The organism is Priestia sp. 10L35, from assembly GCF_056395685.1.
On record NZ_JBFTKA010000001.1, the window covers coordinates 509,971 to 534,133 of the forward strand.

The 24,163-nt window shown below is 38.3% G+C and carries 24 protein-coding genes and 1 riboswitch; of the genes, 21 read left to right on the forward strand and 3 right to left on the reverse strand.

Features of this window, described 5'->3' with window-relative positions:
* Positions 1-40 precede the first annotated feature (40 nt).
* From AC1DEF_RS02645 to AC1DEF_RS02690, 10 genes are all read left to right on the forward strand, one after another.
* A complete protein-coding gene (locus AC1DEF_RS02645) occupies positions 41-1,189 on the forward strand; it encodes a D-alanyl-D-alanine carboxypeptidase family protein (RefSeq protein ID WP_097824555.1) in 1,149 nt (382 codons plus the stop codon).
* Positions 1,182-1,781 (forward strand): nucleoside recognition domain-containing protein, encoded by a 600-nt coding sequence (locus tag AC1DEF_RS02650; RefSeq protein ID WP_013059057.1) that lies wholly within the window; start codon positions 1,182-1,184, stop codon positions 1,779-1,781. Before AC1DEF_RS02645 ends, AC1DEF_RS02650 begins: the two co-directional genes overlap by 8 nt.
* Positions 1,778-2,311, forward strand: coding sequence for a spore maturation protein (locus AC1DEF_RS02655; RefSeq protein WP_013084923.1), 534 nt, complete (start codon positions 1,778-1,780; stop codon positions 2,309-2,311). The genes AC1DEF_RS02650 and AC1DEF_RS02655 overlap by 4 nt, the downstream gene beginning before the upstream one ends.
* Before the next feature lie 86 nt (positions 2,312-2,397).
* Positions 2,398-3,123: a pseudouridine synthase gene (locus AC1DEF_RS02660; RefSeq protein WP_013059055.1), complete on the forward strand. Its 726-nt coding sequence runs from the start codon at positions 2,398-2,400 to the stop codon at positions 3,121-3,123.
* Between the two features lie 197 nt (positions 3,124-3,320).
* On the forward strand, positions 3,321-3,842 hold the full coding sequence (gene resA / locus AC1DEF_RS02665) for a thiol-disulfide oxidoreductase ResA (protein WP_013059054.1): 522 nt from the start codon (positions 3,321-3,323) through the stop codon (positions 3,840-3,842).
* 12 nt (positions 3,843-3,854) lie between these two features.
* Positions 3,855-5,477 (forward strand): cytochrome c biogenesis protein ResB, encoded by a 1,623-nt coding sequence (gene resB / locus AC1DEF_RS02670; RefSeq protein ID WP_097824554.1) that lies wholly within the window; start codon positions 3,855-3,857, stop codon positions 5,475-5,477.
* Positions 5,478-5,488: 11 nt separating this feature from the next.
* On the forward strand, positions 5,489-6,667 hold the full coding sequence (gene ccsB / locus AC1DEF_RS02675; RefSeq protein ID WP_025750430.1) for a c-type cytochrome biogenesis protein CcsB: 1,179 nt from the start codon (positions 5,489-5,491) through the stop codon (positions 6,665-6,667).
* A gap of 349 nt (positions 6,668-7,016) precedes the next feature.
* On the forward strand, positions 7,017-7,733 hold the full coding sequence (locus AC1DEF_RS02680; RefSeq protein ID WP_013059051.1) for a response regulator transcription factor: 717 nt from the start codon (positions 7,017-7,019) through the stop codon (positions 7,731-7,733).
* A complete protein-coding gene (locus AC1DEF_RS02685) occupies positions 7,733-9,505 on the forward strand; it encodes an ATP-binding protein (protein WP_013084918.1) in 1,773 nt (590 codons plus the stop codon). The genes AC1DEF_RS02680 and AC1DEF_RS02685 overlap by 1 nt, the downstream gene beginning before the upstream one ends.
* Positions 9,506-9,674: 169 nt before the next feature.
* Positions 9,675-10,364, forward strand: coding sequence for a peptidoglycan DD-metalloendopeptidase family protein (locus AC1DEF_RS02690; RefSeq protein WP_097824553.1), 690 nt, complete (start codon positions 9,675-9,677; stop codon positions 10,362-10,364).
* A 32-nt stretch (positions 10,365-10,396) separates the two neighbouring features.
* Here AC1DEF_RS02690 and serA read toward each other — a convergent pair whose 3' ends face one another.
* On the reverse strand, positions 10,397-11,971 hold the full coding sequence (gene serA / locus AC1DEF_RS02695; RefSeq protein ID WP_043976346.1) for a phosphoglycerate dehydrogenase: 1,575 nt from the start codon (positions 11,969-11,971) through the stop codon (positions 10,397-10,399).
* 298 nt (positions 11,972-12,269) lie between these two features.
* Positions 12,270-12,412: riboswitch (FMN riboswitch) on the forward strand.
* Between the two features lie 154 nt (positions 12,413-12,566).
* Between serA and AC1DEF_RS02700 the strand changes: the two genes are divergently transcribed.
* Positions 12,567-13,142, forward strand: a complete 576-nt coding sequence (locus tag AC1DEF_RS02700; RefSeq protein ID WP_013084915.1) for an ECF transporter S component — start codon at positions 12,567-12,569, stop codon at positions 13,140-13,142.
* Positions 13,143-13,220: 78 nt separating this feature from the next.
* On the opposite strand, the gene AC1DEF_RS02705 is transcribed toward AC1DEF_RS02700, so the two are convergent.
* Positions 13,221-13,469 carry a ferredoxin gene (locus tag AC1DEF_RS02705; protein WP_013059046.1) on the reverse strand — a complete coding sequence of 83 codons (249 nt, stop codon included), beginning with the start codon at positions 13,467-13,469 and terminating at the stop codon, positions 13,221-13,223.
* A gap of 257 nt (positions 13,470-13,726) precedes the next feature.
* Between AC1DEF_RS02705 and AC1DEF_RS02710 the strand changes: the two genes are divergently transcribed.
* The 10 genes from AC1DEF_RS02710 to AC1DEF_RS02755 all read left to right on the forward strand — a co-directional run bounded on the left by AC1DEF_RS02710 (position 13,727) and on the right by AC1DEF_RS02755 (position 23,155).
* Positions 13,727-14,776, forward strand: coding sequence for a YpbB family protein (locus AC1DEF_RS02710; RefSeq protein ID WP_043976350.1), 1,050 nt, complete (start codon positions 13,727-13,729; stop codon positions 14,774-14,776).
* 23 nt (positions 14,777-14,799) lie between these two features.
* Positions 14,800-16,317, forward strand: coding sequence for a RecQ family ATP-dependent DNA helicase (locus tag AC1DEF_RS02715; protein WP_097824552.1), 1,518 nt, complete (start codon positions 14,800-14,802; stop codon positions 16,315-16,317).
* The gene (locus tag AC1DEF_RS02720; RefSeq protein WP_097824551.1) at positions 16,317-16,922 is read left to right on the forward strand and encodes a CPBP family intramembrane glutamic endopeptidase; all 606 of its coding nucleotides are present in this window, start codon (positions 16,317-16,319) and stop codon (positions 16,920-16,922) included. The genes AC1DEF_RS02715 and AC1DEF_RS02720 overlap by 1 nt, the downstream gene beginning before the upstream one ends.
* A gap of 94 nt (positions 16,923-17,016) precedes the next feature.
* On the forward strand, positions 17,017-17,469 hold the full coding sequence (locus AC1DEF_RS02725; protein ID WP_097824550.1) for a DUF2663 family protein: 453 nt from the start codon (positions 17,017-17,019) through the stop codon (positions 17,467-17,469).
* 54 nt (positions 17,470-17,523) lie between these two features.
* Positions 17,524-17,898, forward strand: a complete 375-nt coding sequence (locus AC1DEF_RS02730) for a hypothetical protein (protein WP_013084909.1) — start codon at positions 17,524-17,526, stop codon at positions 17,896-17,898.
* A gap of 20 nt (positions 17,899-17,918) precedes the next feature.
* Positions 17,919-18,686, forward strand: coding sequence for a metallophosphoesterase (locus tag AC1DEF_RS02735; RefSeq protein ID WP_097824549.1), 768 nt, complete (start codon positions 17,919-17,921; stop codon positions 18,684-18,686).
* A gap of 107 nt (positions 18,687-18,793) precedes the next feature.
* Positions 18,794-19,705: a MerR family transcriptional regulator gene (locus AC1DEF_RS02740; RefSeq protein WP_025750422.1), complete on the forward strand. Its 912-nt coding sequence runs from the start codon at positions 18,794-18,796 to the stop codon at positions 19,703-19,705.
* 127 nt (positions 19,706-19,832) lie between these two features.
* Positions 19,833-20,435 carry a genetic competence negative regulator gene (locus AC1DEF_RS02745; RefSeq protein ID WP_043976361.1) on the forward strand — a complete coding sequence of 201 codons (603 nt, stop codon included), beginning with the start codon at positions 19,833-19,835 and terminating at the stop codon, positions 20,433-20,435.
* A 357-nt stretch (positions 20,436-20,792) separates the two neighbouring features.
* Positions 20,793-22,058, forward strand: a complete 1,266-nt coding sequence (locus tag AC1DEF_RS02750; protein WP_370506064.1) for a Glu/Leu/Phe/Val family dehydrogenase — start codon at positions 20,793-20,795, stop codon at positions 22,056-22,058.
* A gap of 125 nt (positions 22,059-22,183) precedes the next feature.
* Positions 22,184-23,155 carry a YpdA family putative bacillithiol disulfide reductase gene (locus AC1DEF_RS02755; RefSeq protein ID WP_097824548.1) on the forward strand — a complete coding sequence of 324 codons (972 nt, stop codon included), beginning with the start codon at positions 22,184-22,186 and terminating at the stop codon, positions 23,153-23,155.
* Between the two features lie 19 nt (positions 23,156-23,174).
* Here AC1DEF_RS02755 and AC1DEF_RS02760 read toward each other — a convergent pair whose 3' ends face one another.
* The gene (locus AC1DEF_RS02760) at positions 23,175-24,146 is read right to left on the reverse strand and encodes an asparaginase (RefSeq protein ID WP_013084903.1); all 972 of its coding nucleotides are present in this window, start codon (positions 24,144-24,146) and stop codon (positions 23,175-23,177) included.
* Between the last annotated feature and the right edge of the window lie 17 nt (positions 24,147-24,163).

Consider the following 24,163-nt stretch of genomic DNA (forward strand, 5'->3'; position numbering starts at 1 on the left):
AGCATAAACTTGTACAAACAGGTAGAGGGACGGGGATGACATGAAAAGAAGCAAAAAAAGTATCATCTATCTATTTATTGTATTGCTATGTCTCAGCGGTTGGCCTTCCATATCATCTGCAGCGGGGAGCGTAAGTGCTCATAGTGCTATTTTGATGGAACAGAAATCAGGGAGAGTGTTATATGCTAAAAATGCAGATCAAGTTAGCCGAATTGCTAGCATTACAAAAATTATGACAGCAATACTGGCGATTGAATCTGGCAAAATAAATAAAACAGTTACCGTGAGCCACAGCGCAGTTGGTGTTGAAGGTTCTTCTGTGTATTTAGTTGAAGGTGAAAAAATAAAATTAAAAGATTTAGTATATGGCTTGATGCTTCGTTCAGGTAATGATGCTGCTGTAGCTATCGCAGAAGCCGTTGGAGGAAGCGAAGATGGATTTGTTTATTTGATGAATAAAAAAGCAGAAGAAATTGGCATGACAAACACAACATTTCAAAATCCGCATGGATTAGACGATCATGAAAATCATCGCTCAACTGCGCACGATATGGCTCTGCTCATGCGCTATGCAATGAATAATAAAATTTTTAAAGAGATTTCAGGAACAAAAGTCTATCGAATGAAGCATCCTGAAGAGAAATGGGATCGAGTGTGGAAAAACAAAAATAAACTGCTGACAACACTATATGCATACTGTACTGGCGGAAAAACAGGGTATACAAAATTAGCAAAACGAACGCTTGTGACAACTGCTACAAAAGATGGAATGGACTTAATTGCCGTAACGATTAATGCTCCAGATGATTGGAACGATCACATTTCCATGTATGAAAATGCATTTGATAAATATGATATGACCAGTTTAGCTGCAAAAGGAGAATTGGTAGATATAAAGGATTCTTTCTATAAAGATCAGTTGTATATTAAACGAAATGTCGTCTATCCGCTCACAAAGAAAGAACAAAGCTCTGTAGAAGTAAAAACAACGTTAATTCAGCCTAAAAAGCAGTGGAAAGAAACAGGGGAAGTTCCAAATGTGGTAGGAAAGCTCGATATTTATAGAAGTGGAGAGACGATTGACAGTGTTCCAATTTATTTCGAAAAGCAGTCCGAGCAGCAAAAAGGTTTTTTTGATAAAGTGAAGCGATTAATGTTTATTCAGTCTGGAGCCAAAACAGATGGTTAATATTATTTGGATGCTGCTGACCATTATCGGAATTGTTTTTGCGATTATAAATGGAAAAATCGGTGATGTAAACAAAGCAATTTTTCAAGGAGCAGGCGAAGCAGTGACCATCAGCATTGGGTTAATCAGCGTCCTTGTCTTTTGGTTAGGGATGATGAATATTGCTCAAAGTGCAGGGCTTCTCGACAAGTTAGCGAAACTGTTTCGACCCATCATTACAAGACTTTTCCCTGATGTTCCAAAAGATCATCCGGCCTTAGGGTACATATTGTCCAATATGATGGCGAATATGTTTGGGCTCGGGAATGCGGCAACTCCTCTTGGCATTAAAGCGATGGAGCAGCTTAAAAAGCTAAACGGCGATAGAGACGAAGCAAGCCGTTCTATGATCACACTTTTAGCACTTAACACAACCAGTTTAACACTTATACCAACCACAGTTATTGCCATTCGGATTACGTATAACTCGGCTAATCCTACTGAAATTGTCGGTACCACGCTTTTAGCAACTGTTGTAGCTACGATAGGAGCTATCATCATTGATCGCTTCTTTTATTATCGACGTACACGAAAAGGAGGAAAACGAAAATGACTATGCTTAATCAAGTATCATTGATGTTTATTCCTCTTATTGTAGGATGCATTTTACTTTATGGAACCTATAAAAAAATTCCTACGTATGAAAAGTTTGTAGAGGGAGGGAAAGATGGATTACAAATTGCTTTTTCCATCATTCCTTACTTAGTCGGCATGTTAGTGAGCATCTCTATTTTTCGAGCTTCAGGAGCGCTTGATTTTTTCTTATCTGTTTTAAAACCTATGCTGCAAGCAGTCGGCGTTCCGGCTGAAATTGTACCTTTAGCTCTTATCAAACCGATATCTGGAACGGCTGCTCTTGGTATCACGACGGATCTAATTTCTACATACGGACCTGATTCTTTTATCGGTCGTTTGGCATCGACCATGCAGGGAAGTACAGATACCACATTTTATATTTTAACGGTTTATTTCGGAGCGGTTGGCATTAAAAAAATGGGAGATGCGCTGAAGGTTGGTTTACTGGCAGATTTGGTAGGAATTATTGCCTCAGTTGTCATTGTAATCCTTGTGTTTGGCCGGTAAGAAATCGAAAATTCTACCTCTGAGTGGCAAATACACTTGTGTATTACTTCGTAAACAAGTAAGATGTTACAAGAGGTGAAGTGTTAATGGAACGATTACAAAAAGTGATTGCTCACGCAGGTGTAGCATCAAGACGTAAAGCTGAAGAATTAATCGGCCAAGGCCGAGTGAAAGTAAATGGAAAAGTTGTAAGAGAATTGGGCACGAAAGTAGGTCCTAACGATAAAATTGAAGTAGACGAAGTGCCTGTAGAAAGCGAAGCGCCCGTTTATTTTATGTTATACAAACCAAGAGGCGTAATTTCAGCTGCTAACGACGACAAGGGAAGAAAAACAGTCGTTGACTTCTTTCCACATGTAGAAGAAAGAATTTATCCAATTGGACGTCTAGACTATGATACGTCGGGTTTACTTCTTTTAACAAACGACGGTGAATTTGCTAATCAGCTAATGCACCCTAAATTTGAAGTGGACAAAGTGTATGTGGCTAAAATTAAAGGAATTCCAAGTCGTGAAAAAATCAGACAGCTGCAGCGCGGTGTGATGCTAGAGGACGGAAAAACAGCACCAGCTCGTGCAAAAGTTCTTTCTATTGATAAAAGCAAGCAGACGGCGATTGTGGAATTGACGATTCATGAAGGGAAAAATCGTCAAGTACGTCGCATGTTCGATGCAATTGGGCATTCTGTCTTAAAATTAAAACGTGAACGCTACGGACCTTTAGATTTACGCGGATTAAATGCAGGAGAAGCTCGTGAGCTTACAGCGCATGAAGTCAAACAATTATATTCAATGTCTCAAACAGGTAAGTAATTTTCACTTACCTGTTTTTTTTATGAAAAATGTCGTGAATTAGAAAAACAAGCAAGGTTTTTTGAAAAAATGTCGAACTTGTAGAATGAGAGGAAGACTTCACAGAAACGTCGAAATATTATTGGAAAGCCACTACCACAAAAATGATATAATGGTAGAAAAAAGTGTATTGAAAGCGGTTAAAAGGAGTTCGTGCCATGAAAAAAAAGCGCTTGATTATTCGAACAGTTATATTGGCAGTTTTGCTGTGCGCGGTTGGATATACCCTTTATGCTCAATTTTTTGCTGATAAACAAAAGGTATCAGTAGGAGATAAGGCACCTGACTTTATATTAAGAGATGTTAATGGAGAAACTCATCAGCTATCAGATTACAAAGGCAAAGGAGTTTTTTTGAATTTTTGGGGAACATGGTGCAAGCCCTGTAAACAAGAGATGCCGGCTATGGAAAAGCAGTATGCATCATATAAAAAGCAAGGTGTCGAAATTCTAGCTGTTAACGTTGCAGAAACGAATATAGCAGTAGAGCAATTTGCTAAACAGTATGAGCTATCTTTTCCGATTTTGATGGATAAAGATTCACAAGTATTGGGTGCATACGGAATAGATCCTCTGCCGACTACATTTTTAATTGATAAAAACGGAAAGATTGTAGACAGTTTTATTGGGGGATTGGAAGAATCTAAAATAAAAGAATATATGGAAGAAATTAAACCATAGGGAGTGTTGACAATGAAACACGTAAAATGTGAATGTGGACACGTTAACCCGCATGGTACGATTTTGTGTGAAGCCTGTGGTAAGCCGATTGCAGAAGAAACAACTGATAAATTAGTAGATATGCGTTATGAAGGAAGCGCAAGGCGATCGCAAACGTACAATAAAACAGTTATCGATAAAATATGGAACTTTTTCTCTTCTGTAAAAGTAGGTATTTGGATCATTATTGTGACGCTTGTTGCGTCTGCAGTCGGAACCATTTATCCTCAAGAAGCTTACATACCTCCTAATGTGACAGCAGATGAGTATTACCAAAAGGAATATGGATGGACAGGAGAGCTTTATTATAAGTTAGGTTTTCATCATCTCTACGAATCGTGGTGGTACTTGCTTTTAATTGCTGCTTTAGGAATGTCGTTAGTCATTTGCAGTTTAGATCGAGTAGTGCCTTTGTACCGAGCTCTAAAAAAGCAGAGTGTAACAAAACATCCAAACTTCTTAAAAAGACAGCGTTTATATAGCACTTCATCATCGTGGACCGATCAAGATTATGAACATGTAAAAAGTATGCTTAAAAAAAGAAGATACTCTATTCGTGAAGAAAACGGCAATCTGCTGGCTGAAAAAGGACGCTTCTCAAGATGGGGTCCATACGTTAATCATATCGGTCTCATTATCTTTTTACTAGGTGCTATGCTTAGGTTTGTACCAGGTATGTATATAGATGAAGTTCTTTGGATCCGTGAAGGTGAAACAAAAGTTATTCCTGGGACGAACGGAGAATATTTTTTGAAAAACCATCGTTTTACTGTTGAAACGTATGATAAAGATAGCGAAAGCGCCGTGTTTCAAGAAGCAATTGATCGTGCAGGGAATAATAAAGTAGCCAAAAAATATGAAGCGGATGTTAGTTTGTATAAGCGCGAAGGAAAGCTTATACCGGGAGCAGATCCAAAATTAAAAAAAATAAAAGATTCAGAGATTCGTGTGAATCAGCCGCTTAAGTTTGAAGGATATGCCATGTACCAAGTGGACTTCAAGTTAAATGAGTTTAGCTCTATGTCTTTCCATTTAACAGATAAAAATGAAAATAGAAACGTTGGTTCACTTACAGTAGATTTACATAATCCAAAAGAAACATATGATCTAAAAAACGGATATAAAGTCAAGCTCATGAGTTACTTTCCAGACTTTTTCTTTGATGATGAAGGAAATCCAAATACAAAGACCAGAGTACCTAACAATCCCGCTTTTGTATTTAAAATGATTACCCCTCAGCATAAAAAAGGGGAAGTTGCTTTTGTTGGAATTAGAGAGAACTTGGAGCCGCTAGGAAATAACGATTATAAAATGACCTTTGCTGGTGTGGAAACGAAAAATGTAACGGGATTAACCGTTCGCAGAGACTATACGCTTTGGTTTTTAGGAATTGGCGGAGCCATCTTTATGATTGGTGTGGTTCAAGGGATGTATTGGAATCATCGCCGCATGTGGATTCAAAAAGTCAATAATGAGATATGGTTGGCCGCACATACAAATAAAAACTGGTATGGGCTAAAAAAAGAACTAAATGGTTTATTAGAATCAACATCCCTTACACAGCTGAAGGACCAAAATGATAAAGAAACAAAATAGGAGGAAAAAGCATGGATTACGCGAGTATAAGTAGTAATTTACTGTATGTGGCGTTTATTGCTTATTTAGTTGCAACCTTTTTTTTCGGAGGAGCTATTCGAGATAAGCGAGCAGCTCAAAAGAAAACAAAGTGGGCAACGTTTGGAATTGCGGTTACCATCATCGGCTTTATTGCACAGATTGGCTACTTTATTACAAGGTGGATTGCATCAGGCCACGCTCCTGTTAGTAATTTATTTGAATTTACGACGTTTTTTGGCATGATGCTTGTTGGCGCATTTATTGTTATTTACTTTATTTATCGTCTTAGCATGCTTGGATTGTTTGCATTGCCGGTGGCTCTTTTGATCATTGCTTATGCAAGCATGTTTCCAACTGAAATTACGCCGCTGATACCGGCTCTTCAAACGAATTGGCTGCATATTCACGTTACAACCGCAGCTACGGGTGAAGCCGTGCTTTCCATTAGCTTTGTTGCAGGATTGATTTATTTAATCAAAACGATTGACCAATCCAAGCGAAATAAAAAAGCATTTTGGCTGGAATTCATCCTGTATACGCTTATTAGTACGCTTGGGTTTGTAGCGGTGACGCTGGCTTTTAATGCGGCTCACTACGAGTCATCATTTAATTGGATTAATAAAAGTGGAGAACAAGAGCAAGTCGTATATCATATGGTTCCGCTAGTGGGGCCGCATCAAAGTGAGTGGACAGCCGGGAACGATATACAGCCGCTTATTGATATGCCCGCTATTATCAATGCTAAAAAATTAAATACGGTTATTTGGTCGTTAGGCGGCGGCTTTGTCTTATATTGGCTGATTCGTTTCATTTTACGGAAGCGAATTGGAGCCGCGCTGCAGCCGCTTGTGAAGCAGGTAAACAGCGACTTGCTTGATGAAGTAAGCTACAGAGCAGTGGCAATTGGGTTTCCTATTTTTACACTAGGAGCACTTATTTTTGCTATGATTTGGGCTCAGATGGCCTGGACGCGCTTTTGGGGGTGGGACCCTAAAGAGGTGTGGGCGCTGATCACATTTTTATTTTACGCTGCTTTTCTTCATCTTCGGCTGTCTAAAGGGTGGCACGGTGAAAAATCAGCTTGGCTTGCAGTTGGCGGATTTGCCATCATTATGTTCAACTTAGTGGCTGTGAACCTAATTATTGCAGGTTTACATTCATATGCGTAACCTTTAAAAATAGAATAGAGGCTGAAACAAAGATATTTTAGTTGAAGGAAGATCCGAACGAATGAGATTCTTGATGGAGAATCTCATTCGTTCGGATTTTTTCATTGAGATGGTGAACGCAAGTTTCGTGTATGTAGGTGCTTATAGCCGTGGAACAAGCGATCCCTACTAGCTTCTTTATTTTATTTATTCAGCTGTAGATTGCATGGATTTCGTTGCGTCTCAGCCTCTTTTTGGTAAAAAAAGCTGTTTTTCGTAAAGGTGTTCACGAATTGTCACATTGTTTGGGTATCATAAGTAGAACTCGCCGGTTTTTTTTTGTACACTAAGACTAGGAGGTTGAAAATACATGCAAAACGAACAAAGGTTACTGCTAGTAGACGATGAAGATCGCATTAGACGATTGTTAAAAATGTACTTAGAAAAAGAAGGATACATCATTGAAGAAGCAGCCGATGGGCATGAAGCAATCGAAAAAGCGTTACACATAGATTATGATTTGATTGTATTAGATTTAATGATGCCCGGCATAGATGGTATTGAGGTTTGTAAACAAATTCGGGAGAAAAAAGCAACTCCTATTATCATGCTTACAGCTAAAGGGGAAGAAGTAAACAGAGTCCAAGGGTTTGAAGTAGGCACAGATGATTATATCGTTAAGCCGTTTAGCCCAAGAGAAGTGGTTCTTCGCGTAAAAGCACTGCTTCGACGTTCTTCTCAAGCAACGTTTATTCAACCAGAAACGAGCGTGAAAAATCTTATTGTCTTTGATCACTTAACGATTGATAATGATGCACATCGCGTTACAGCAGACGGAAAAGAAGTTAACTTAACTCCAAAAGAATATGAATTATTATGCTATCTTGCAAAAACGCCAGATAAAGTATATGACAGAGAGCAGCTGCTGCGTGAAGTATGGCATTATGATTTCTTTGGAGATCTTCGTACGGTAGATACGCACGTCAAGCGTTTGCGTGAAAAGTTAAATCGTGTATCGTCCCAAGCGGCGAAAATGATTGTAACCGTATGGGGAGTAGGGTATAAATTTGAGGTTGAAAATAACTGATGTTTTGGAGAAGTGTAGTTGGTAAACTATGGTTTACTATCCTATTGCTCGTCACGCTTGTTTTATTTATTTTGACTATTTTATTGCTTCAGTTTTTTGAAAATTATCATGTTGTAGATGCAGAAAACCGTTTAACTAAAACGGCTGCTAAAATCTCTACCATTGTGCAGGAAACGGACGATGAAAAACTAGGACTATCCATTGCTCGTGAACTTGCAGACCAAGCAAGTGTAGTTATTGTTCAAGACAAAGATTTTTATTGGCATTCCACACATCCTGATAAAGAAAATAAGAAAGCTATTTCGGCCATTGTTAAACAAAACGATCAGCTAAATCAAGTGGTTGAAAAAGGTAAAGTAATACGGGAAAAAATGTACATGACCACAAAGAAAGACACGAGTGATGAACCTTTAATGTTTGTTGTCGGTGTACCTTTAATGAAAGATAACAAACCGACAGGCGGCGTTTATTTGTATCAATCTCTTTCTGAAATTGAAGAACCCGCTCAATATACGACTAAGTTCATTTTATTGGCTGCAGGTATTGCTATTATTTTAACTACTATCTTTGCTTTTTTCTTATCCACTCGAATTACAGCGCCTCTTAGAAAAATGAGGCAGGCGGCATTTGAAGTAACAAAAGGCAACTTTGATACAAAAGTACCTATTTTAACTCACGATGAAATTGGAGAGTTAGCGATTGCTTTTAATCAAATGGGCAGGCAGTTAAAGTTTAACCTCAATGCGCTTAATCAGGAAAAAGAGCAGCTTTCAAGTATTTTAAGCAGTATGGCAGACGGTGTTATTACGTTTAGTAGAGACGGGTCGATTTTAATTACCAATCCCCCAGCGGAGCATTTTCTTCAGACTTGGTATTACGAGCAGGATGTCAACAATCAGCAGGTGCCTGAGCTTCCAGCAAACGTTGTCCATTTGTTTCAAACGGTAGTAGAGACTGAAACGGAGCGAAGTGCAGAATTGAAAATCCAAGGGAAAACGTGGGTCATTTTAATGTCACCGCTCTATAATCAAACGAAAATTCGCGGTGCTGTAGCCGTACTACGGGATATGTCTGAAGAGCGTAAACTTGATAAATCGAGAAAAGATTTTATTGCAAACGTGTCTCATGAATTGCGTACACCTATTTCTATGCTTCAAGGTTATAGTGAAGCTATTATTGACGATATTGCAAGTACGGATGAAGAAAAGAAAGAAATTGCACAGGTGATTTATGATGAATCACTCCGTATGGGCCGGCTTGTAAATGAACTTTTAGATTTGGCGCGAATGGAAGCGGGACATGTGCAGCTTCACTTAGAATCTGTAGCAATGGTTGAATTTACAGAACGTGTTTTGCGTAAGTTTCAAGGGTTAGCTAAAGAAAAACATATTAAACTGTCTCTTAATGGAAAAGTAGAAGATGAATTTGAAGCGATGATTGATTCAGACCGTATGGAACAAGTGCTGACAAACTTAATTGATAATGCTATTCGTCATACGGATGACTACGGAGAAGTAAAGCTGCATCTTGATAAAAGTCAATCCGAAATCCATCTTTCTGTTCAAGATACAGGAGCAGGCATTCCGAAAGAAGATCTTCCATTTGTATTTGAACGATTTTATAAAGCGGATAAAGCCAGAACGAGAGGGAAGTCAGGAACTGGTCTTGGGCTTGCAATCGCCAAAAATATCGTGGAGGCACATCAAGGGATCATTGCGGTTGAAAGTGAATTAAATGAAGGAACAACTTTCTTCATCAAACTGCCAAAGTAAACATATGCTAAATAACAGTTTGTTCGGCTGAAATAATAAGAATAACAAAGAGATGTGATTCAGTGGAGAATCACATCTCTTTATTTTTTCTATAAACAAGTCTAAAAGAGAAAGAATTGGCATATAGTATGTTTTGTGTGCAATGATCTACATAGGAGGTTCTTTCTTCATGATTGACGTGTTAAGAAGAATATTGGTTGTATTAGTAATGGGATTGTGTATAGGTCTTTTATTTTTGGGCGGGCAAATGGTAAAAGCAGAAGAGAAGCAGTGGGAGTGGCCGGTTGAAGGAGTCTTAACTGATATATTTGGTTCACGTCACGCCAAACACTTTGGAATTGATATAGCAGCACCTGTTGGTAAACAGGTGTATGCTGTCGCAAAAGGAGTGGTGAGCCGCTCTTATTATTCAAATACATATGGACAGGTTGTTTTTATCAAACAAACAAATGGATATGAAACGGTTTATGCTCATCTAGAGGAACGTTTTGTTGCAGAAGGAAATCGTGTAGCCGCTGGTCAAAACATTGGACGAGTTGGCAATACAGGGCGCTCTTCAGGTGCACATTTGCATTTTGAAGTTCATCAAGGAAGTTGGAATCCGGATAAAACCAATGCAGTAAACCCACTTGCCAAATTGGACAAGCAAAAACTATCGGCATACGTAAAAAGCGATTTAGCTGCCACGGTTTTTCAGCAGTTACATCAGACTTCTGATAACTGTATTCTTATCCATCAAGGAGATACATTATCTGAGCTCGCAGTCAAATATGAAGTAGATATGGATCAGCTAAGAAAGTGGAATCATTTAGAAAATACGATGTTAAATACAGGACAAGTGTTAAAAATAAGTCCATAAAAAAAGAGCCGCTCAGGCTCTTTTTTTCAATTTCACAATTCAATACGCTGTATGGTCACAATTTCGCTTGTTTGTTTTAACGAAGAGATGACAGAATCATCTAAAAGCTTATCAAACGTAAGCATCATAATGGCTTCTCCGCCTTTTTGCTTACGGCCCACTTGCATGGTAGCAATGTTAATACGTAAATCTCCAAGTACTTTCCCTACATTTCCAATAACTCCGGGCTGATCACTGTGACGGATATAAAGAAGGTGTCCTTCCGGATAAAAATCAATATCAAACGAATCAATATTAACAATTCGAGGTCCATACCCTGCTATATAGGTGCCCGTAATGGTAAATGTACGCTGTTCGCCTGTTACGGTAACGTCAATCATATTGGAATATCCTTGCGTATCTTCCGATGTTTTTTCACCAAATGTAATTCCCCGTTCTTTGGCAATCATAGAAGCATTGACTTCGTTAACAGGTGAGTCGATACGATGAGTCAAAAAGCCTGATAATAAGCTCCGTGTAATATAAGTGGTTTCCAAATCCGTCACTGTACCTCCGTAGGAGATAGAGATATGCTGAACAGGTTCTCGCATGCATTGAGATAAAATAGCTCCTATTTGTTTAGTAAGGCTCGTAAACGGCTGAATTTTTTCAAAAACTTCTTTAGAAAGCGTCGGTAAATTAATGGATGAGCTTACAGGATTACCTTCTAGAAAACGCAAAACGTCATGTGCCACGTCTTCAGCAACGTTAAGCTGGGCTTCTTTTGTAGAAGCTCCTAAATGGGGAGTTGTAATAACTTGATCAAAATGTAACAAAGGGTTATCAATCGGCGGCTCAACTTCAAATACGTCAATAGCTGCACCTTGAACATGGCCAATTTCTAAATAATGAACTAAGGCTTTTTCATCAATGATCCCGCCGCGTGCGCAGTTTAATAAAAACACGCCCTTCTTTGTTTTGGCTAACGTGTCATGATTGAGCAATCCCTTTGTTTCTTTGGTAAGCGGAGTGTGCACGGTAATAACATCCGCTGCTGCTAGTAATTCATCCAGGGATAATAGTTCTACGCCTAGCTTTTCAGCTCGGGAAGAGGTTAAAAAAGGATCGTAAACGTGAACGCTCATATTGAAGGCTTTTGCGCGTTTGGCAAGCTCTGAGCCAATTCGTCCAAATCCGATAATGCCCAGGTGTTTGCGATTAAGCTCTGTTCCAACAAATGCTGAGCGGTTCCATTCGCGCGCTTTGACTGAAGCATTTCCTTGGGGAATATGCCGAAACAAGCTAGCCATCATAGCAAATGTATGTTCCGCCGTTGAAATGGTATTTCCGTTCGGCGCGTTAATAACGACAACCCCTCGTTTGGTTGAGGCTTCAATATCAATATTATCGACACCTACTCCAGCGCGAGCAACAATTTTTAAATTCGGCATTTTTGCCAGCAAATCCTCTGTAACCGTCGTAGCACTCCGTACTAAAAGCGCATCGTACGTATGCAAATCATTCTCAACTTCTTCAACTTTTTTTCGCGTAAGATTCACATGAGGAGCTTCAAGTAGTGGAGCAAGACCTTCATTGCTAATTGAATCAGCTACTAATACATTATACATGACGTGAACATCTCCCTTGGATTTTACTATCATCAAATATTTGATAATTTACCATGTTAAAAAAATTCTGTCAATTGTATTTTTCAAACTTTACGATTAGTTATCAAATACACAATTATAAACGTAAAATTGAAACTATAAATATGTCATAATGCTGTTGGTTATGCACTTATTTCCTTATTTTACATATAAAACAGTAATGAAGTTTATAAAATACATCAATTTAATAGGAATTAAAAAACTTCTTTATTTACTTTTAATTCGAGATAACATATAATAAATTCATAATTAAATATTGGTCTATCTTCGGGGCAGGGTGAAATTCCCGACCGGCGGTAAAAAACAAATTGTTTTGAGCCCGCGAGCTTATATGTAATACATACGAGCAGATTTGGTGAAATTCCAAAGCCGACAGTACAGTCTGGATGGGAGAAGGTGGAGGTTCAGCGTTCAAAACTTAATGTGATGAACGTTTATTAAATATGCCTGCCATGTCTCCTCTCAACGAATCATTTGTTGGGAGGTTTTTGCGTGGGGATATAAAGTTGAACCTTTCTTCTTTGAAGAGTGGATCACAAAGAAGGAGAGAGGCAAGATGCAACAAAGTAAGAAAACTCAAAAGCTGGTCATACTAGGAATGCTAAGTAGTATTGCTTATATTTTAATGATGATTAATTTTCCAATTCCTGGATTACCTCCGTTTTTAACAATTGATTTTAGCGAAATTCCTGCACTCGTAGCAGCACTTGTATTTGGACCGATGGCTGCTGTTATAGTAGAAGGAATAAAAAATTTATTGAATTATTTAATTCAAGGAAGTGCTACAGGGGTTCCAGTTGGTCAAGTGGCTAACTTTGTGGCTGGTTTACTGTTCGTTCTTCCTGTATCATACATGTTCAACCGATTTAAAACGGCTAAAGGCGTAACGATAGGTTTGGTTACGGGTACGGTGGTAATGACGGTACTCATGGCTGTCTTAAATTATTATGTCTTCTTACCAGCGTATACAATCTTCTTGCAATCGCCAGAAATGTCTAGTGAACAAGCACGTCAATATATCGTTGCAGGTATTTTGCCGTTTAACTTAATAAAAGGAGCAGCAACAGGGGTTATCTTTGTCTTATTGTTTTCAAAAATGAAGCAATGGATCACGCGTCGCATTGCTGTTTAATTCAATCGCTCTCCCGGGGAGAGCGATTTTTATATATAAAAAAACCTGCAGCATGTACACTACAGGTTTGCTCAATACTTATTCGAATTTATTAGCATCGCCTTCGAATTTTTCATCCGCTACGCGAATTGAATCCGTAGGGCAGCCTTCCATTGCATCCATCATATCATCTTCTAGATCTTCTGGAATTTCTACTACACCTTGGTTATCATCTAGTGTTACGAATGCAATACCTTCATCATCATAATCATAAATGTCTGGTGCTGCTGCTCCGCAAGCGCCGCATGCGATGCAAGTATCTTTATCAACAATTGTATATTTTGGCATAACAAGACCTCCTGTAAAGTGTTCGAAAATTTCTCATTATATAATCTCTTCGCGAATCAAGAGTGAAATTTCTCCTTATTCATTGTAAAATGATTTATAAAACTTTTCAATAGAAAAGTCACTGAGAATGCTTATCAAATCAAGGTTTCTTCACTTACCCAAACGTTTTAATACATAAAGGAAAGAGCTAAAAAGCCTTTATCTCACATGCTATTGGTCACTTTTGGTACAATGAATGAGAAAGGAAGTTGACACCTTTGAATTATATTCAAGTTAGCATTTTATTTTGTATAAAACAGTTAAAAGGTGAGCGAACCGCCTATGGTATTTATCATTTATTAACAGGTAAAAAGTCAGCTCAAACGATTCAAGACGGAAAAATTTTTGGAATTTCGTTTCTTTTTCAGTCATTTGTTTACTTAGATAAACGGTCTTTTGAAACCTGCGTTGCATATTTAAAAGAACAGCAGTATATTGAAGAAACTGAAAATCAAAAGTATGTGATGACAGATAAGGGACAAGCACGCCTTGAAGATGAACTGACGGCTCGACCCTTTCATCCAGCTTTAGACGGATGGAAATTCGCAAGCAGTACTCAATTATTTTTAGCAAGAATCACTTTGTTCATTCAGACCTTATCAAACCTACAGTATTTTCAAAAAGGGTTTTTACCCATTTCCAAAAATGCTGAGGTCATTCAATGGGTCAAAACGTATATTATGTCTCAAAAGCAAACGCGTCAAGAGTTAGCCGCCGAGCTATTCGAAGAGCTCCGAACGTGCTTGAAAGGCTGCACGGAACGGGACGCGTCTCTTTTTGTTTTGCAGCTGACTGGATACCAAAGAGTAGGCTTTACAAAAAATCAGTTAGCATATCAATATGAACTCGATGAGCATTATGTTCATATTCAACTTTTAGGCGTTATTCACCATATCATTGAAAAAGTAAGTAAAAATAATGAAAGCTTTCATGTACTGTCTTCTTTTTTACGTGATCTATATTTAGAATTGCCTTTGACAAGCTCGACGTTAAAAACGTATAGCTGGCTTCAAAAAGGCAAGACGCTTGAAGAAATTGCTTATATAAGGCGTTTAAAAGAAAGTACAATTGAAGACCATATTGCAGAATTAGCTCTGTTTGTTCCATCTTTTTCAATCGATGCATACGTATCGCCTAAGCAGCAGGAAAAAATTATCTCAGCCTTTGAAGGTTTGCGTACAAATAAATTAAAGATGATAAAAGAAGAAGTAAAAGACGACGTTACCTATTTTCAGATTCGTCTCGTATTAGCAAAACATTTTACCTGATAATAAAAAAAGTGGTGTTTGATGTGAAGATAGAACAACTTCTACAGAAACAATTTGGCTATAGCCAATTTCGACTAGGACAAAAAGAGATTATTCAAGATATTTTAACCGGTCATAATGTGTTAGCGGTTCTTCCTACAGGAACAGGAAAATCATTGTGCTATCAGCTCCCAGCTTATTTGTTGAACCGACCGGTGCTGATTGTATCTCCTTTAATTTCACTGATGGAAGATCAAGTTCAACAACTAAAGGCAAGCGGAGAAAAGCGAGTTATTGCCTTAAATAGTTTCCTACAACAAGAAGAAAAACAACGAGCGCTAAAAAATTTAGCTTTTTATCGTTTTATTTATGCATCTCCTGAAATTTTGCAAAATGCTGTTGTAGTAGAAGCATTAAAGCAGGCAAAGGTAGGCCTTTTTGTTGTGGACGAGGCGCATTGTATTTCTCAGTGGGGACATGATTTTCGTTTAGATTATCTACAGCTAGGAGATATATGGAAGGAACTTGGCAGTCCACTATGTCTAGCACTAACGGGAACTGCGACTAGGGAAGTAGTGGAAGATATTAAGCGCTACTTATCGCTTCCTGCTGTCAACGAGCACATCTATTCCATGAATCGAAGTAATATTGCGATGAAAGTTGATTTTGTTGCAAGTATTGAAGAAAAAAAAGAGAAATTACTGATGTACGTTAGTGAACTGCAAGGTCCGGGAATTATCTATTGTTCCAGCCGATCTTGGACAGAAGCGTTAACACAGCTTCTAAAGGAAAATGGGATACAGCGAGTGCAGTATTACCATGGGGGAATGGAACCGAATGAAAGAATGCTTGTTCAACAGCAATTTTTAGAAAATCAGCTTGATATCATTTGCTGCACAAGTGCATTTGGAATGGGGGTTAACAAATCGAATGTTCGCTTTGTTATTCATTTTCATACACCTACGCAGCTAGAAGCATATGTACAGGAAATTGGAAGAAGTGGACGCGATCAGCGAAACAGTATTGCGATCTTGCTTTATGCTGAAGGAGACGATGATTTTGCTCATTCTTTACTTGAAATTGAGCTTCCTTCTTCAGATACTATCTTATACTGCTTGTCGTATTTACGAAACCATGATCAGGCCATTCCTTTAAAACAAGTAGAGTCTCACTTTCTCTATACAGTAGGTGTTCAAGAAACACATTGGCGATTTATTCGTTATTATTTGTACAGAGAAAATGTAGTGAAAAATGAACATGTTGAACCCTGGAAAATTCCTGCATCGCTGCATGAAACGATTGTTGCAGCTGTAAATAAACGTCTTCGAAACAAACATGACAAGTATCGTGCGATGAAGGGGTTTATTAAGACAAAAGAATGCCGTCGTCACGTGCTGCTTGGCTATTTCGATGAAACGGGAAAATCAGAGCTTGAGAATTGTTGCGATTGCTGCGGCTTGGATTTAGAAAACTATAAAAAAACAAATGGTGAGCAGGAGCAATGGACATTTCAAGGCTGGGAATTAGAATTAGCTCGTTTGCTTCGTCAAGGAGAGATATAATGGCAAAATCACAGCAAGAGCTTATTTCATCCATGACAGATGCAGAGCTAGTTAAAAATTTATATGTAACACAGCTGCTCATCTGCTTCATTGCTTTAGGCATCGGTCTTTTTACATTCGATTCGTGGAATTCCTTTTTGCAGTTTTTTCAGCTGGATTGGTCTTCTATTTTATTGTACGGGGGAGGAACAGCTCTCTTGGTAGTAGGAGGAGATATACTTCTAATGAAATGCGTACCTGAGCATTTATACGATGACGGAGGGATCAATGAACGTTTATTTGCTAATCGTTCTGTTCCTCATCTGATCCTTATTTGCCTAATTGTTGCATGTTCAGAAGAAATATTATTTCGAGGGGTTATACAAGTTCAGTTTGGCCTCTTTTGGGCGAGTATTGTATTTGCACTGGTTCACATTCGATATTTAAAAAAGTGGTTTCTTTTTATTTCGGTTGTGTTTTTAAGCTTTTTAATAGGGTTGCTTTTTTGGTGGACTGAAAATTTGTATGTCACGATTTTTACTCATTTTCTCATTGATTTTTTATTGGGCCTGCAGATACGAAAATCAAAAGGGGAATCTGCACAGCCAGAAGAATTAATGCAGTAAAGGTTAAGGAAACAGCCATTATTTTCAATACTACCCACATAATCTTTTATGTTCCCTCATATGTTGTACTAGCATACGAGGGGGGGGTGGAATAATGGAAAACAAAGTGATAGACTTTGAAAACGATGAAACACTTCAATATATATTAGCTAGCGTTATTAAAAGAAAAGAGACAGTCAATAAGCTGAAAGCTAAAGAGAAAAAATGGAAGCTTTTGTTTTTAGCCAGTGTAACGGCTGTTATTAGCTACTTTTTTTTCATATTTCAAAGCGGTTTTTTTACGACGTTTAGCGAATTTTTTTCATTTTTGTTAGGCAACATGGGACATTTGATGTTTCTATTGCTTACAGTCTCACTTTACTTTTATACTGTACAGCTGCAGAAAAAAAGCGAGAAAGCAGAAAAGACTTTTCAAGATTTGCGCTGTGAGATTATTAAAAGAAGCAAAGAGCTATGGGCGACGCCTGAAACATGGGAGCACCGAAAAGAAACGTTCCGCTGGATGCAGTCAACCTATGGAATTAATTTATATCATGAAAACAAATAGAATCGCATGAAAAAGCCTCTTTTTACATAGAAGTTTAGTGAAGGGGGTTTTTTTGTGAGGGATTGGTTTAACTTGCTGGCTGCGTGGTTATGCAGTTATTATATCAGCAGTTTAACGGCTGTAGGCTCAAAAGCTTCGTTAACCTATTTACTTATTCAAATGATTTTACATCCGTTAGATGTGTTTAGTGTTATAATCTTGTTTTTTACGGCTCTTTTTTGTCTGTCGGCGGCAGTTCGTAAAGTGTTTCTGCAAAGTCGGTTGCTTCTAAAAGGCTATAAGGTAAAATGGCATGAATACCTTGTTTCATGTCTATGTGTAATAGGAATTTTATCGTTAAGTGCAATTGCACTTTATCAAGTAGTAGGTTTGTTAACAATTGCGATAATTTATGCCCTTTCTTCTTTAAAGGAAACACATCGGGTATAAAATGAAAAGAAGGAGAATATATGGTTATTCTTTTAATTGTTTTAGCGTTAGGCATAGGCTTGCTGATTTTTATGTTTTCAGAAGCCCATCGTACATATGTCGAAAAAAGAACGATTCATTTATCAAGATTTCCTGAAAATCAGCAGCCTTTGCGCCTGTTTTTTATATCGGATATACATAAGCGAACAGTTTCGTCGAAGCTGTTGGAAAAAATACCGGGCGAAGTAGATTTTGTGATCATAGGCGGTGATTTACTAGAAGGAGGAGTCCCTTTAGTGCGGGCTCGTCAAAATATTCAACAGCTTAAAACGCTAGGACCCGTCTATTTTGTGTGGGGAAATAATGATTACGAAGTAAGTCAGATGCAATTGAAGCAGATGCTTAAAGATGAAGGAGTTATTGCCCTTAAAAATGAGCATGCCTTTGCCGTTTCTAAATATGGTACTACCTGCCACTTTGCGGGGGTAGATGATTTATCAGAAGGTCAGATGAATCTAAAGCGAGCCGTTTCTTCCATTGAACCTGAACAGCTTACCATTCTTCTAAGCCATAATCCTGATGTTATCTATTATGTAGATGAAGAATCAAAAGTAGATTTAATTTTGAGCGGGCATACACACGGGGGACAGATACGCTTATTTAATTTGGGTATGTATGAATTAGGAGGGCTGAAAGAAAAAAGAAAGATTCCTCTTTTTGTCAGTAACGGATATGGTACAACCTCTTTGCCTCTCCGTTTACAAGCTAGAGCCCAAACGCATTATATTACTTTAAAAAGGAAAGAATAGCCTTGAACAAACTCTTTACATAGCATATACAAATTTTACACACAGGATAACTTATCCTATAATTCAATTAATAGATACAGTTCACGAAGAGTAGTTGGAGGTTACGTATGGCTCACGAAGGGAAGTATAATATTAAAGCCATCTCAAATATGGTCGGAATCCAGCCGGGAACTTTGCGTGCATGGGAACGACGTTATCAAATTTTAAATCCTGTCCGCAACGATTCGGGGCATCGGTTATATACAGAGGAAGATTTGCGGAAATTAAAATGGCTCACGGAAAAAGTGAGCGGAGGTTTTACCATCAGTCAAGCGGTTTCGTTATTAGAAACGGAAAGCAGTACAGTAGGAACGTTTGAAGAAGAAGGAGAAGTAGATTCCCCTCAAAAAATTAGGGATGAGCTGTTAACGATGCTTTTATCTTTTGAAGAAGGAAAAGCACAGGATTTAATTAATCATGCTTTTAGCCTGTATTCGGTAGAAAAAGTGGTTATTGATATTTTGGGTTCTCTACTCGTGACGGTTGGAGATATGTGGGAAAAAGGGCAAATTACAAGTGCTCATGAGCATTATACGACTCAAGTATTAAAAACGCGTATCAGCATGATTTTTTATTCGCTGCCTTCAAATGGCTTATTGCCTAAAGCGATTGCTGTATGCGGACCTAATGAGACACATGAAGTGGGACTCCTAGTCTTTACGCTATTTTTACGCCGTAAAGGGTTTGAAGTTATTTATTTAGGAAGCAGCATTGAAGATAAAGATGTTGAGTTAATTGTTAAAGAAGTAGACCCAACGTTTTTATTTATGTCATGCACAATGATGGAAAATGCCGAGAAAACACTAAACTTGACGAACCAAATGATAAAGAAATTCCCGCATCTCAAAGTAGGGTTAGGCGGTTATGTGTTTGATGGTTTAGATAGCAAAAGAAAAGGCGAGGCCCAGCCGTTTATTTTAGGAAATACAAAAGAAGAGTGGAACAGCTGGCTAACAAAAAAATTAGCAGAAATTGATTGAGAATAGCTTGTCTTTCCTATCATAAACCTGTAAACTCGTAAGTAAACATCACGAACCGTTTTCCAAAAAATACATATACTGCATTATCGAACCATGTGGTTATGAGTGCAAGCGGGGAGGGACGCTAATGAGGCTTGAACGATTAAACTATAATAAGCTAAAAGTTTTTTTGACCTACGATGATTTACAAGAAAGAGGGTTAACAAAAGAAGATCTATGGACAGATACATTCAAAGTAAAACAGCTTTTTCGTGAGATGATAGAGCAAGCTTCTCAAGAACTGAACTTTGAACCTACAAATTCTCTTTCGGTAGAAGTTTTTTCACTTCAAGCACAGGGAATGGTTGTATTTGTGACGAAGCAGTATGAAGAAGAAACCAGCTACGGTGAGTTCGATGAAGACGAGTTCGAGGACTTCATTGAAATGCAGGTCATGCTAGATGAAAGCGAAGACATGTTTTTTGAGTTTGATTCATTTGAAGATGTCATTCAGCTGACCAAGCGCATGTCAAACTTTTACGATACGGATAGCGTGCTCTATTCATTTGAAAAACGTTTTTACGTGCTGTTGGATTATCACATGCTGTCACCGGCTGAAGTTGGGAATATGATTGCGGTTTTGGCGGAGTATGGAAATCCCTCTACAATTACAAAGCACCGCGTAAATGAATATGGAAAAATGTTAGTAGAAAAGAGAGCTTTGGAGTATATTAATTCTGTCTTTTCTTAATTGTTTAATTGAAATAATTACACCCGTGAAGGATAAAGCACTTTTATTAAAATAAGAGTGGCTGCACTTTCAGCTTGTACAAAGTTGTTGAAAGTGCTCTTTATCACCGGGTGTTTTTTATTTTTTTTAGACGATTAAAGCATACTAGAAAAGAGGCAGACTTAAAACATTGTAGCATACCTTGTAAAGTTATTGGAAGCGTTTTCTTAGAAGAACACAAAAAATACTAAAAGTTCGATATTTTCCTTTGCAATGTAAAACTAAGGGTGTATACTATGTCATGAAAGAAGCACCATTCAATTAAAAACGAATAATTTTCGATACATTTTAGGAGGTTTACAGATGGTAGCCGACAAGATGCAAGACAGTAAAAATAGTCAAGAAGAGAAGCATGATGTTTTAAAATCTACACAAACAGTGATACATAAAGCGTTAGAAAAACTAGGCTATCCTGATGAAGTGTATGAACTATTAAAAGAGCCATTACGAATGATGACAGTAAAAATTCCTGTTCGTATGGATGACGGATCAGTTAAGATTTTTACAGGTCACCGAGCGCAGCATAACGATGCAGTTGGTCCTACGAAAGGCGGAATTCGTTTTCACCCAAACGTAACTGAAAAAGAAGTAAAAGCTCTATCTATATGGATGAGTTTAAAATGTGGAATCGTTGACCTTCCTTACGGTGGAGGAAAAGGTGGAATTGTTTGTGATCCTCGAAATATGTCTTTTGGAGAATTAGAGCGTTTAAGCCGCGGATATGTTCGTGCGATTAGCCAAATTGTTGGACCAACAAAGGATATTCCAGCGCCGGATGTGTTTACAAATTCACAAATTATGGCTTGGATGATGGATGAATACAGCCGGATTGATGAATTTAACTCACCGGGTTTTATTACTGGAAAGCCCCTTGTCTTAGGTGGTTCGCACGGCCGTGAAACAGCGACTGCAAAAGGAGTAACTATTTGTATTCGTGAAGCAGCGAAAAAACGAGGCATTGAATTACAAGGTGCACGGGTAGTAGTACAAGGGTTTGGAAATGCAGGGAGCTTTTTAGCTAAGTTCATGCACGACGCTGGCGCTAAAATTGTAGGGATATCCGATGCGTACGGAGCGCTGCATGACCCTAACGGTTTAGACATTGATTATTTATTAGATCGACGCGATAGCTTTGGTACAGTAACAAAATTATTCAATAATACAATCAGCAACAAAGAGCTGCTTGAACTTGACTGTGACATCCTAGTTCCAGCTGCGATTGAAAATCAAATTACAGAAGAAAACGCCCATAACATTCAAGCGAGTATTGTAGTAGAAGCAGCAAATGGACCAACAACTCTTGAAGCAACGCGCATTTTGTCAGAGAGAGGAATTTTATTAGTTCCAGACGTTTTGGCAAGTGCCGGCGGTGTAACAGTCTCTTATTTTGAATGGGTGCAAAATAACCAAGGTTATTATTGGACGGAAGAAGAAGTAGAAGAAAAGCTTGAAAAAGTAATGGTTAAATCATTTAATAACATCTACGAAACCTCTACAACTCGAAAAGTCGACATGCGTCTAGCTGCTTATATGATAGGCGTAAGAAAAATGGCAGAAGGCTCTCGTTTCAGAGGCTGGATTTAAAAACAGAACAGCAGAACAATTGCGTAAATAGAAAAAATCTCCTATCATTAATGAGGAGATTTTTTTGTTTTACACTGCCTTAAAATAAAAAAAAAGGTGCGTTTACAACTGAAGGAGTGACAGGCATGAAGAAAGAAAAAGTAATTATTGTTGGCGGAGGACCATGCGGCCTTTCAGCAGCTATCGAGCTTCAACATACAGGTATTGATGCCCTTGTAATTGAAAAAGGGAACATTGTGAATGCCATTTATAACTATCCGACCCACCAAACGTTTTTTAGTTCGAGTGAAAAACTAGAAATTGGGGATGTCCCTTTTATTACCGAAAATCGTAAGCCTGTGCGCAACCAAGCTCTTGCTTACTACCGAGAAGTGGTGAAGCGCAGGCAAGTTCGAATTCAGCCGTTTGAACGTGTCTTGCAAGTAGACAAACAAGCGGAAAACCAATTTATTGTCACAACATCTAAAGAGACATATGAAGCAGAGAATGTCATTATAGCTACAGGCTATTACGATCATCCTAATTATATGAATGTGCCTGGTGAAGATTTATCAAAGGTATTTCATTATTTTAAAGAAGCGCATCCGTACTTTGATAAAGATGTAGTCGTTATAGGCGGAAAAAACTCTAGCGTCGATGCAGCTCTGGAATTGGTGAAGTGTGATGCAAGGGTGACGGTTATTTATCGTGGCTCAGATTACTCACCTAGCGTAAAACCTTGGATATTGCCTGAATTTGAGGCTCTGGTTCGAAATGGGACAATTAGGATGCATTTTAATGCTCATGTAACAAAGATAACGGATGAAACGGTAACATATGAACAGGAAGGGAAAGAATCTACGATTAGTAACGATTTCGTTTTTGCGATGACTGGGTATCACCCTGATCATTCGTTCTTAACAAAAATGGGTGTGGAATTAGATGATGAAACAGGCCGCCCTTCTTTTAACGAAGAGACCATGGAAACAAACGTGGAAGGAATTTATATCGCTGGTGTGATTGCTGCAGGAAACAATGCTAATGAGGTTTTTATCGAAAATGGACGTTTTCATGGAAAATCAATTGCTTCTCATATTATCAACAAAAACAACGCATAGGCTTCTATGCGTTGTTTTACTAATGATTAAATAGCTGCTGCAGTTCATCATGATTCGTTGTTACTTGGAGAGCAACTAAGAGTTTAATGCGTGCTTTAGGACCATTTAAGCCATTTGAAAAAATAACGCCCATCTCTTTCAACTGCTTGCCGCCGCCTTCATATCCATATACATCTTGAGCAATTCCATTAAAACAGCGGGAAACGAGCACGATGGGTATCTTTCGCTCTAAAAGCAATTGAATGCCTGGAATTGTGAGAGGAGGTAGATTTCCTTGGCCGAGGGCTTCAATTACAAGTCCATCAACATTCATTGAAGCCACTGCTTGAAATAAATGGTCGTCCATTCCTGCATAAGCTTTTAATAAAGTGATTTGTTTATCTATCTGATTGACAGGATAAAATTCGTGTTCTGTAGGCATGTGGTGAAAAGATACGCCGCGTTTTGTGATTAATCCTATTGGCCCGTACTGAGGGCTTTGAAATGTCGCCACGTTGCTTGTGTGGGTCTTGGTCACATTTTCAGCGGTATGAATTTCATCGTTCATCACAACTAAGACACCTTTTCCTTTTGCACCGTCACTAATAGCCACCCGAACCGCAGATATAAAATTATAAGGACCGTCTGAACCAATTTCATTGCTTGATCTCATGGCTCCAGTTAAGACAATTGGAATATCTGTATGCACTGTTAAATCTAAAAAATAAGCGGTTTCTTCCAGCGTGTCCGTACCGTGGGTTAGCACGACTGCATCAATTTTGCCTTCATTAATTTTATCGCGTATTTTTTTTGAAAGTATAAGCATTTCCTTAGGAGTAATGTGAGGAGAAGGCAGATGAAATGCTTCTTCTACGATTACATTGGCCATACCTGAAACAGATGATGTGGAGCGGTGAAGCGGATTTTGAATATCTGGTGTTACTGATCCAGTTGCCATGTCTTCTTTCATAGAGATTGTGCCGCCGGTGTGAAGAATATAAACAGTTTTCATAAAGAGCTCCTTTCAAT